This window comes from Mesorhizobium sp. M0500 (genome assembly GCF_040321165.1).
Classification (GTDB): domain Bacteria; phylum Pseudomonadota; class Alphaproteobacteria; order Rhizobiales; family Rhizobiaceae; genus Mesorhizobium.
The window spans coordinates 66,290-76,680 of sequence record NZ_JAMYRB010000023.1 but is presented as its reverse complement, the minus strand read 5'-3'; the positions used below and the strand labels follow the sequence as shown (position 1 = coordinate 76,680).

Here is a 10,391-nt window from a genome sequence, read left to right as displayed (position 1 = left end):
CCTGATCAGACCAGATACCGTTCCCGATTCGAAGGCCATCCGTCGAAAGCGCTCGCGTCAACGTGCAGCGAAAATAGCGCTTACCGAAGAGAGGCACCCTTTCGCAAACGATCTCGGCGAGAGCGATCTCGCTCTCGGTGGGATTGACGAAACTGAGCCCCCAGCCGATTTGCTCCATGAGCGCGGCATTCACATCGGGGTGGCCATACGCTCGGATCAGGGCGATGAAATTGTTCTGGAAATCCAGATAGGAGTTCTCGTCGACGTCTGTTACATACGCTCTCTTCCCGGAAGTCAGAAAGAAGTGCGCCTCATGGACACTGCTGCGCGGATTGCCCCCGGGTGTGACCTTTTTTGCGCGCTCGTGCGCAAGGCGGGATTTTCGGAGTTTCGGATCATGATCTCATGATCAGCCATAATCAACTTAGCATCTCCGTCAGCATCGGCGTCATTCTGGGCTTAGGCTGTGGTAAACACGGGTTTGTAGCTCTGAATCTTGCTGCAGAGCCGCTCCAGATCCGACAGGTTGTGACTTGCGGTCAGGCAGATGCGTATGCCCGCGTGGCCGCGAGCGACCGTCGGAAAGAACGTGACGGATGTGTAGAAGCCGTCATCTAGCAGGCGCTCTGCGAAATCGATGGCTGCGAATTCGTCGCCCACCTTGATCATACGAATTGGCAGAGAGGCGCCTCGCTGATCTGTCTCGATGAGCTCGTCGAAAAAGGCGATGCGTTCAACCAATTGACCTTGGCGAACCTTGAGCTCGCTCGTCCGGTGAATTTCCGCCGAGGCTATAGCGGCACCGACAGCTGCGACGTTGGGCGACGCCGAGAAGGCATGCGGAATGGAGTAGCAACGAAATAGCTCTTCCTGATACGCCGTTCCAAGCATGAGCATGCCACCCGACGCGCCGAAGCCCTTGGCGAGGGACGCGGCGACGATCGTGCGCTCACCGAGCTCGCGCGGCAATTGTGAGCGCGCAAAGCCTTCACCATTTTCGCCAAACAGGGAAATTCCGTGCGCGTCGTCGATGTAAAGAAAAAGACCATACTTCTCCTGCAACTGGAGAAGCCCTTCGATCGGCGCGAAGCCGCCCATCGAATAGACGCCATCGCACACATAGGCGACGATTGGATGCTTGCGGCAAATCTGCTCCAAAGCATCGAGGTCATTGTGAGGAATTGTCTTAACTTGGGTCTCCTCGGCCACGACTGGCTTATGAAAGGCGAGGGAGGCATGGGCCCGATGGTCGAACACCATGACAGGTCTTTGACCTTCCGTTAGATGTCCGGAGGCGATGAGTGGCAATGCGCCCATATTGGCAATCATGACTGTTGAATAGGCAATAACGCGCGCGCCAAAGAGTTGAGAAAGTATGTCCTCAAGATTACCAATGAGCCCGAAATTCAGCCGCGTGCGTGCACATGACCAGTGGACTGATCCGTATTCCTCTATTGCGGCAACCGCGCCTGCAACGATAGCCGGATGATTGTCCAGGCCGAGGTAGCAACAACGTACATAGTCGGCAACGGTATCGCCTCGTCGCTCGCCTCTCGTAAGCCTGACCGTCCTCCCCTCCATGGACCGTCCGTAAATGGCCATGAGACCACGTTGGTGAGCCCGTTCGAAATGCATTCGCGTCCGATCTATGACCGAAGCGGTGTTGCGGAAACGACTGGCGCTCACAGCGCTTGCTGCGGATTCTACTGCAGACATCAGGACGTCCTTTCTCAAGTAAGCTTTGACGAGACTTGGCTTCCAGGTCTCGCTGCCTATGCAAGTGGGTGATACCCACCGGGTCTTTCCAGTAATACCACCATGCATAGTAATGATATGTGAATATTTATTACGAATTCTCGGTTGTGAATTCATAATCATGCCAGAATGATCATAATTCCTCACAAAAAGAGAGGCGGGCTGGCGCCCCGTGTGGCCGTGACGAAAGCTGTTTGCGGAAAATACGAAATGGATCAGAGTACGGCGGAGTTCGAAGCGGTGACCTGCGCTGCAGGTTTCACGATGCAACCCGAAATTTAACAACGTCATCGCGCCGAAGCTTTCGACGAACGACGATTGCTCCGGCAGCATCGATGCCATGAACCCGAAAAACCTCCTTGGCGATATCCGAACCGATTGTGGGTTGTGGCAATCTCTTCCATGGACGGCTCTCCCTCTTGTGACTTTTGACACACACCATGGCAGGTCGATGCCGGGAGCGGAGGACGTCCACCTCTACGGCGGCACGCCGGCCAACTGACGCAGTCTGGAGAACGCGTGCAGACATTGACATGATATGCAAGATCAATTTGTGAAAATGATTATTTATGATGTTATACCTTCAGAGAAGCTTTCGTAACCTACATTTAACTCAATGATAATCTTACCCGCCGCGGGGAAGTGTTACAGCTTTGGCGGTGCCGGCCGAGTACGGCGCGCAGAGCTGCAGCCCTACAGCCGGCAGCTTTGTCCACCAGTGACAACATCCGGCGAAAGATGCCTACGGAGCCGAGACTATGGAACATCCGCCGATGACTGCGGTCCCTCAGCCTGGAGGGCTGGCAACCAGAGTGTCCGACCAGTTTTATTTGGTCCCGTCGATGCATTTCCCCGCGGCAGTCGGGGAGGCGTTTGCGGTCGAATTCGCCCGATTTCTCGACCAGACTGAAGGCGTTGCTCAATCCGAGCAGTTGTTCGACCTGTTATCTGCATTTGCCCTGAATTTTGATTGCCCGTGGATCTCTTATGGCTCCCTTACACCTGACCAAAGAATTTCAAAGCCGGTCCGACGCGATCCAGGGGTCATGCTGAATTATCCTGATGAATGGCAGGAGCGCTATTTCGAAATGAGCTATGATAAAATTGACCCCATCTTCAAGACGAGTCGAAATCGCGCAGGCGCCTTTCGATGGAGTGAGGTGTACAACGACGCAAGCACGACTGAAGACGAACGGCGCGTTTTCGATGAGGCTGCGACGTTCGGCTTAAGGTCAGGCATCAGCGTTCCATTGCACGGCCCCGATGGCAATTTTGCCATCATGAGCTTTGCTCAACTCCGGGACCGCGAATTCCAGAATAGAACAGTCACATACTTGGAGCTTGCCGCGTTGCATTTCCATCTTAGAGTTGCAAAGTTCGTGAATTCGAGTGGCAGCGAGGAAGCTCCTGACCTTTCTCTAAGAGAAAGGGAGTGTATTCTGTGGACAGCAAGAGGGAAATCCTCGTGGGAAATAGGAAAAATTTTGGGAATTTCTGTAAACACCGTCAATTTCCATATAAAGAACGTAATGCGAAAAATGGATACTGCGAGCAGAACTGTCGCTGCTATAAAAGCCGTAAAGTTCGGAGTTATCGAATTGTAAGAAGCGGCTGACATACCACTGAACTTTCCTCCGGCGGCGAAGTCTCCATCCTTTCTGTTACGCCGTAGGGCGCGCGTCGAGCAACCGGAGAAGGCGCGGAACCTTCAATCAGCGTAGCGTCGGAGCCGGTTGCGGTGATGACTCCGGCATAGGCTGATATTGTAATCCTCCGCCAAGTCTGAGATGGCGCAGCGGGCATGGACGAGGCCGAAGAAGAGGCTCTCGTTCAAGGAAGTCGTCGCGCATCGGGCCGTTGATGCGAGTGCCCGTCGCCGTGATCGCTTGCGCACCGCCAGCTTGATTCCAGACGGTTCGCCCTCGCGGATGAGCAGAATGAACAGCCGACGATAGCTGAAGCGGCGCGTGCTCGCGCAAACCGCGATGATCTGCTATTCCGTAAACCGCATTCTCTTCATCAGACCGTCCTTCAACGAGGCCGGACTCTAATCCCAACTGGAGGAAATTACACGTGGCAGTTACCCGAAGGATGTTGACGCCTTAACTGCCGGCGGAAGCTGGCAGTTGCTGCGACATCCAACCTCAGGTCCACCAGAGAACAAGATCCGGCCGCGCAAACCCGAAAAAGCTGTTCAGCACTAGGCGACGCTTTCCGTTGCCTGATTGACCGGTGACCCCGTGAACGAAACCGCCATCGATCAGGCCGATATCCCCCGCCCTGAGCTGGAAGTCGCGACAAGGAACGCCCTCGAGATAGGCTGCCGAATAGGGATATCCCGTAGTCTCCACACGTTGAGACTTTCGGTCGGTGACTGTCGGCTTGTGGCTCCAGAGCCGCAGATTGCCACCTTCCTCGGGCATGCTGGGATAGAAGTTGAGTGCTGCGACGGTGTTGTGCGCCACCGCAGATAGCTCGTAATCGTTCCCAGCACATAACACTTGAGCGACGTCGTCGTGGGGGTCCAAGGAGAATGTGCCGCTGCCAGACCAACTGAGAGCGCGACAGACATTGGCCTGACCGTGCTCCGAACGGGCCAGCCGCAACTCAATGCCCTGTTTGCGAAGCTCGCGCCTCAACGCGTCGAACAATGCTCTGACCGGATCAACCAGATTCTCAAAAAGGGCGTCGACGTACGGTCGCGCAGTTTCCGCCTCTGCAAAATAGGTGGCTGCATCCTTCCTGTAGTGGGATGCGCCGACATATTGTCCGGGGACGCCATCCTTACGCTCCTTGAGACCGGGACTGCCACTGAAGTTCGCGGTGATCTCCTCGGCTATTTCGGTGCTGAAAGCTTGCCTGATGTGCAGAGCGGTGATCTCACCTTTCAGGACTGAGATGATGTCCGCAGTGCTGATCGAGCCGGTTCGTTCTCTGATCGCAACAGGCGAGGTGGCTGGGGCTTGGGATACTTGATTAGTCTCCATTGGCTTGCTCCTTTAGTGCGTGATCAAGGATGGCGATGCCATGATCGAGTTCGTCATCGGTGATGGTTATCGGTGGGAGGACTTTGATGACGTCGCGATTTGGTCCTGAAGATTCGATCAGCAGGCCATTTTCGAATGCGACATCGTGCACACGGCCGACAACGGCCTGCGAACGGCACTTGAGGCCGGCCATCAGACCTCGGCCGCGCTTTTGTTCGATGCACTTGGGAAATTTGGCAACGAGGCGATCAAGGTGTCTTTGCAGTTTGACGGCTGTCCGCTCGACGCCTGCAGTAAACTGCCTACCGGACCACATTTTGCACATCGCCCCTGCAGTCACGAAGGCGAGATTGTTGCCTCTGAAGGTCCCGCTATGTTCTCCGGGATTCCAAATGTCCAGGTCGGGGCGGATCAGAACGATGGAGAACGGACTGCCTGAACCGCTTAGGGACTTCGAAAGGCATACAATGTCGGGGTCGATCTTCGCGAACTCGAATGAGAAAAAATCGCCCGTTCGTCCCGCACCCGCCTGAATGTCGTCGACAATCAAGAGGACGCCGTGCGTACGGCAAATGCGCTGAATTTCTGTGAGCCATGCTGCAGATGCAGTGTTCAGGCCGCCTTCTGCCTGGATAGTCTCCAGAATGATTGCGGCTGGCTTTTCTATGCCGCTCCCCGGGTCGCCTAAAACATAGTCGATGTAGCTAGCGGAATCGAAAGCTTGCGTGGGGTAGCCGTCGTAGGGGACACGGATCACATCGTGGCGAGCAACGCCGCCCAGTTCCCTGGTTGACGCCGAACCCGACACCGCCAGGGAGCCGAGCGACATGCCGTGGAACGCATTTGTGAAGGCCATGACGCTTGAGCGGCCGGTATATTTTCGCGCCAGGGCCAGTGCCGCTTCGTTAGCGTTTGTGCCGGTCGGCCCAGGAAACTGTATTTTGTAGGAAAGGCCTCTAGGCTTCAGGATCAAATCCACAAACACTTCAATGAATTCACGCTTTGCCGCCGTATACATGTCGAGCGATAGAAGAATGTTCTCGCCAACCATGTATTCGATTGCTGGTGTAATAATATTCGGGTTGTTGTGTCCATAATTCAGGGCGCCGGACCCTACGAGGAAATCGATATATGGGTTGCCGGCCTCGTCCCAGATTGTCGCCCCAAGGGCTTTCGTAAAGACTGTGGGAAACGACCGCGCGTAGCGACGAACGTTAGACTCATAAGTCGTAAAAACGTCGGTGTTCATTTCAAGATCCCTCTGCATGTAGAGTCGCGTTCAACGAGAGATTGGTTTATGCGTTTTGGTCGGTCGCGATTGTTCTTCAATTTCACCTAAAGATCAGCACAGTCCGGACGGCCCTTTGGAGGTCGGTGACTTCCGACAAATTTGTTTGCTACATACTCCTCAAAAGTTCCGCGATAAAAGGAGACCGGGACTTGCGCGGCAGCTCAACTGCTGCACAGACGCACTTGGAAGCCTCCCCGTCGTCATGTTGTAATGTATGCCCATATCTCTCGGTCAATGCGTTGGAACGAATTCAGTTGTAGAGTTTTCGGGCAGGCGTCGATACTACGGCATCTGGTAGTTGACGCACCTGCTTGTACCCGGCGAAACGCCCTGCCGGTCCTATCAAGCTCAGCGCTAGACCGGCTCATGTGACCGGCGCTTCTGCCGTGCAGCAGCATGCTAAGGCGTTGCAGGCCGCTCCGGCAGCAACACGACCCCTCGTGCCCCGGCTGGTGGTTTAGCTCGGCCGGTAGCGAAGCCGCTCGCGAGCGCGCCCTCAACAGCGCTCTAGCGAGCGAGTGGTGTAGCGGCGACGATCGGCGTTCTTCGATGTCGGAGCCGCTTCGGACCGTTTCTGAAGCGTCTCGACCAACTCTGCCTGAATGAGGATCAGGGTCTCAAAAAAGCCGACAGCGGAGGATAATACAATCTGGATGTGGGACCAGACTAAGCCGGATCTCCCCCTTTTAGGCCAATAAAACGTTTACAGACAGCTTCGTGCTGGGAGATGCAACCACAGGATCTGTCGAAGCCGCGTAAAAGTAGGGGATTTGACTCCATCGACCAGGTTCACGCGAGGCAGATGGAGGCCGCCCGCCTTATGCAGTTTCGAGAGGATCGACATTTGCTCCGGCCCCGCTTTCAGGCGGTTCGCCGGCCCCCAATCAGCATGCGGACGCCTTTGCATGGGCATATTCGCACATCCTGCAAAGCAAAAAAACCATCCGTCCCATTCATGCGGTCGACGATCTCACAAAAAGCTGACCCTTCGAAGAGATCTTCGTATTTGTCGCACAGAAGATTGCCCAATACGGCGCCGTTCAAAATCCATGCAGCAGAGCGTAACGTCACCGTTTGGGAGAAGAACATTCCGATACTGCCGTCCGTCAACACATGTCAGCACTCCGACGACCGGCTGCCGTGGTTCGACGATCTTCGGATCGACGCTTCCACCCCTGCTGCTCAGAGGCGGGCGCGAACTAGCGCGTCGGCGGGGACTATCTCGACGATATCTGGATGGACCTCGCCCAGGACTATAAACCGAACTGAGGCAATGTCTGTGTCGACCACTTGACGAATCAAAGCGAGATAATTGTCTCCGACGAGGCGGCTATTCATGTATGCGCCATCATCGAGAAAATGGATCACGAATACCCTTGAGCGCAGCGCTTGCAAGCGGTGTAGATCCCGCCCCTTCATTCCTACAAGCGTCGTGAAAATCCGGACGCCATGGCCCCTTGCGTAAGCGTGCTCGACCATTTCGGTGCAATCCGGATTGAGCCAAGGCTCGCAGTACCCGGCGAAACTAATGTCGACGGAAGTTGGTACGCGCGCCAGACATCGCTTGAAATCTTCAAGACGAAGATGCTTCACCTGAGAGACCGCTCTTTGCCGACGGGCGAACTTATCCTGCCGACAATAAGAACATCGGACGATGCAACCGGTGGTAGTCGTTATTTCCAAAACCCTGCCGCCCGGGATGGCAGGAGCGGACATCCCTTGCATCGATTTGCCCTCGTAGACGGGATCGGTAATTATACCCTCGAGGGCCGCGCACACAGGCGGATGGCCGCCTTGGTTTCTTCGGACGGAAGGCCGTAACAGGGAAACGCGTACCCATCGAGCAACACCACGTCATCCTCGACGATTTCCGTGCCAAGCTTGACGAGCTTCGCAGTATCCCGGGCAATGTTTAGCACTGCGCTTTGGTCCGGGCGGGGGTGGCGGAGGCATCGATACCGATCACGTTGCGCTGCCGACCGTCCTTGGCAAATCCGACGAGCATGCCGGCATGCGTCGAGCCCGTGACCGTGCGATGTAGTCGAAGCCAGACCCAAGCTGTTTCTCCTGGGCGCGCACCTCCTCCGCGAACCCGACGTACCCACGCCCGCCATATTTGTGAACTGAGGCCCCGGCCGGTATCGCGTAGGGCCTGCCGCCCCTTGACTTGACTTCATCGAGCGCCTGTTCCCAACTGCGGCGGATGCCGATGTCAAAGCCCTCGTCGACCAGGTGCACCTCTGCTCCCATTATGCGGCTCAAGAAAATGTTGCCGATCCGGTCGTAGACGGCATCCTCATGTGGTACCGAGCTCTCCTGAACCAGGAGACATTTCATGCCGATCTTGGCGGCGACCGCGGCGAACATCCGCGTGTGGTTGGACTGCACGCCGCCGATGGAGACAAGCGTATCAGCATTTGACGCGATCGCGTCGGGGATGATGTATTCGAGCTTGGCGGAGCTTGTTTCCGCCGAACGCGAGACCGGAGTTGCAGTCCTCGCGTTTGGCGTAGATTTCCACCCCTCCCCCGAGATGCTTGCCGAGGCGTTCGAGCTTCTCGATGGGCGTGGGTCCAAAGGTGAGCGGATAGCGTTCGAACTTTTCCAGCATTTTCTCTCCGGCAAGACGTGATGGAGCTGAATTAGCCATTCACGATTCATTCTAGAGGCGTCTTTGATTTGACGTCATCTGCATTATCCGGCGCCAGAAGAGTCCCATTAGTATTCCAGCGCCTCGTTCGTCATTGAGAGTTGCAACCGCACGCCGGCGTGCGAGAGACTACCCCAATGCGTATGGCATTCAAGAACTGCATCTCCTGGATTAACCAGAATGACCGGATTGCGGTCACCATCGACTTCTATAGCAGTATTCCTTCTAATATCTGCTCAATGTTTATGGTTGGTCCAAAGTGGCGCCAGCTTGAGCACTGACCTTGTCATGGCGCCTCAAGGCAGCAGCAGCGACATGGCCAGCATTTGTTCGCGCTGGAGCAAATCTGCGGATTCATTCGTCACCTCATCAAGGTCTGGCGGCTCGGATCCAACTTCCTTGCAACTGCCGAAATGCTCAGCCCTTTGGCCAGCTCGGCTATCGCAGCCAGACCGCCAGATCAGAAAGAGCACGCTTACGAAATACGCCAGCTGAAGGAGCAGCGAACAAGCCAGCGTCGTGACGACTACTGTGCCGATGGAATGAGAAGCGAAGTAGACGGTCAGAGCGGTGCTGCACAGGACCGTTCCCAGGACGCGACAAAAGACTCTAAAGGGCAACGCCATTCTCCTGGTTTTGTCTCCTCAGATCATGCTGCGACCTGGTCGGCCGCAATATGGGTCTGGCAGTTCTTCGGGCAGACGCGGGCGCAGCCTCCGCAGCCAATGCAGCGGCCGGCATGGTCGACGACCATGATCATGCGATTGAGCTCGCCATCGAAATCGTCATCATCGTCGTCGCAGGCGCCGAGGATTTCACCCGCGTCATCGACGCCGTAGAGATGCATGACCTCGCGAGAGCAGACTTTGAAACAGCGGCCGCAGCCGATGCAGGTCGCGCCGTCAATAGCGGTGAGATATTCCGGCATCCATCCGGAGCCGTCGCGGGTGGTGAATGTGCTCCTCATCGTAACTTCTTCATTGCAGCGAGCTCTCTCTTGGCACCATCCAACTCGGCAAAAACGGCGGACGTTTCCTTGGCGACGTCCTCTATCTCCGTCCATTTTCCCGGGAGATCCTCTGCAAGGTCGCGCAATTTCATCTTGGCGACTGCTGCGCGCAGCTGAAGCTTTCGGACTTTCTTCCCCATTTCATCTAGCTTTGACATAAACCTTTCCTCGAAATCGGTTTTATCACGTCGGCGCCACACCGGGACCGGCTTCAGTGGCTGCGGTCGCATCGTCGATCAGTTTCGCACCGGCCTCAGCCAGTTTCCGGAGCATCTCGAAGCCGAACCGATGAACGTCTTGCCAGAACGACCAACTGCCCGGCCGTGGAAAGCATGCGGCCCCAAGTCCTCGTGAATTTCATCTCCATCATTGCCGATGTCATCAGGCCGGAGCGCTCCTCGATCGCCCTCCACAGCACGTCAGGATCGGGATCGTCGATGACAGGCCAGGGCGCTGTTTTCTGGTGATGATGAAGTCGCCCAGCAGTTCGGCGTCCGATTTGCCTCCCAGTGACCCGGAGGCATCCTGAGCACGGATCAGCCGCACGAGGCATCTGACAAAAGGCATTGGCAAGGGCCGCCTCGTCCTCGTTGACAGCCGGGCTGACCGCAGCCGCAGCACTAGACATTTCGCCTTCTCCTCATTTCAGTCCTCTTCGTCGAAGCACGATGTCTGTTTTCTGGGATGCCTACTTCGGGC

The 10,391-nt window shown here is 56.0% G+C and carries 10 protein-coding genes and 2 pseudogenes; 2 read left to right on the top strand and 10 right to left on the bottom strand.

The genetic code is table 11. The features are described from left to right. Positions 1 to 409, top strand: a 409-nt coding sequence (locus NKI70_RS27505) for a hypothetical protein (RefSeq protein WP_352725506.1), incomplete at its 5' end; no start/stop codon positions are given. 50 nt (positions 410 to 459) lie between these two features. Here the strand turns inward: NKI70_RS27505 and NKI70_RS27500 are convergent. After that, positions 460 to 1,716, bottom strand: coding sequence for an aminotransferase class I/II-fold pyridoxal phosphate-dependent enzyme (locus tag NKI70_RS27500; protein ID WP_352725514.1), 1,257 nt, complete (start codon positions 1,714 to 1,716; stop codon positions 460 to 462). Between the two features lie 797 nt (positions 1,717 to 2,513). Between NKI70_RS27500 and NKI70_RS27495 the strand changes: the two genes are divergently transcribed. Continuing rightward, complete coding sequence (locus NKI70_RS27495; protein WP_352725504.1) at positions 2,514 to 3,359, top strand: LuxR family transcriptional regulator; 846 nt, start codon at positions 2,514 to 2,516, stop codon at positions 3,357 to 3,359. A gap of 540 nt (positions 3,360 to 3,899) precedes the next feature. Here the strand turns inward: NKI70_RS27495 and NKI70_RS27485 are convergent. The 9 genes and pseudogenes from NKI70_RS27485 to NKI70_RS27445 form a co-directional block, all read right to left on the bottom strand. Beyond that, entirely contained in the window at positions 3,900 to 4,742 is an 843-nt protein-coding gene (locus NKI70_RS27485; protein ID WP_352725502.1) for a 2OG-Fe(II)-dependent halogenase WelO5 family protein, read from the bottom strand. Then, positions 4,732 to 5,991 (bottom strand): diaminobutyrate--2-oxoglutarate transaminase, encoded by a 1,260-nt coding sequence (gene ectB, locus NKI70_RS27480; RefSeq protein WP_352725500.1) that lies wholly within the window; start codon positions 5,989 to 5,991, stop codon positions 4,732 to 4,734. Before ectB ends, NKI70_RS27485 begins: the two co-directional genes overlap by 11 nt. A gap of 903 nt (positions 5,992 to 6,894) precedes the next feature. Further along, positions 6,895 to 7,143: a hypothetical protein gene (locus NKI70_RS27475; RefSeq protein WP_352725498.1), complete on the bottom strand. Its 249-nt coding sequence runs from the start codon at positions 7,141 to 7,143 to the stop codon at positions 6,895 to 6,897. Positions 7,144 to 7,215: 72 nt separating this feature from the next. After that, the gene (locus NKI70_RS27470) at positions 7,216 to 7,626 is read right to left on the bottom strand and encodes a hypothetical protein (protein ID WP_352725518.1); all 411 of its coding nucleotides are present in this window, start codon (positions 7,624 to 7,626) and stop codon (positions 7,216 to 7,218) included. Between the two features lie 120 nt (positions 7,627 to 7,746). After that, a pseudogene (locus NKI70_RS27465) lies at positions 7,747 to 8,644 on the bottom strand (1-aminocyclopropane-1-carboxylate deaminase); the annotation flags it as partial. A gap of 335 nt (positions 8,645 to 8,979) precedes the next feature. Continuing rightward, complete coding sequence (locus tag NKI70_RS27460; RefSeq protein WP_352725496.1) at positions 8,980 to 9,309, bottom strand: exopolysaccharide production repressor protein; 330 nt, start codon at positions 9,307 to 9,309, stop codon at positions 8,980 to 8,982. A 23-nt stretch (positions 9,310 to 9,332) separates the two neighbouring features. Then, positions 9,333 to 9,650 carry a ferredoxin III, nif-specific gene (gene fdxB / locus NKI70_RS27455; protein ID WP_352725495.1) on the bottom strand — a complete coding sequence of 106 codons (318 nt, stop codon included), beginning with the start codon at positions 9,648 to 9,650 and terminating at the stop codon, positions 9,333 to 9,335. Continuing rightward, positions 9,647 to 9,850, bottom strand: a complete 204-nt coding sequence (locus NKI70_RS27450; RefSeq protein WP_352571114.1) for a CCE_0567 family metalloprotein — start codon at positions 9,848 to 9,850, stop codon at positions 9,647 to 9,649. The genes fdxB and NKI70_RS27450 overlap by 4 nt, the downstream gene beginning before the upstream one ends. Before the next feature lie 25 nt (positions 9,851 to 9,875). After that, positions 9,876 to 10,320 (bottom strand): annotated as a pseudogene (locus NKI70_RS27445) (DUF269 domain-containing protein). Between the last annotated feature and the right edge of the window lie 71 nt (positions 10,321 to 10,391).

Coding starts and splice junctions, on each gene's coding strand:
- ectB (WP_352725500.1), bottom strand. CDS start 5,991: ATGAACACCGACGTTTTTACGACTTATGAGTCTAACGTTCGTCGCTAC.
- NKI70_RS27485 (WP_352725502.1), bottom strand. CDS start 4,742: ATGGAGACTAATCAAGTATCCCAAGCCCCAGCCACCTCGCCTGTTGCG.
- NKI70_RS27460 (WP_352725496.1), bottom strand. CDS start 9,309: ATGGCGTTGCCCTTTAGAGTCTTTTGTCGCGTCCTGGGAACGGTCCTG.
- fdxB (WP_352725495.1), bottom strand. CDS start 9,650: ATGAGGAGCACATTCACCACCCGCGACGGCTCCGGATGGATGCCGGAA.
- NKI70_RS27500 (WP_352725514.1), bottom strand. CDS start 1,716: ATGTCTGCAGTAGAATCCGCAGCAAGCGCTGTGAGCGCCAGTCGTTTC.
- NKI70_RS27450 (WP_352571114.1), bottom strand. CDS start 9,850: ATGTCAAAGCTAGATGAAATGGGGAAGAAAGTCCGAAAGCTTCAGCTG.
- NKI70_RS27495 (WP_352725504.1), top strand. CDS start 2,514: ATGGAACATCCGCCGATGACTGCGGTCCCTCAGCCTGGAGGGCTGGCA.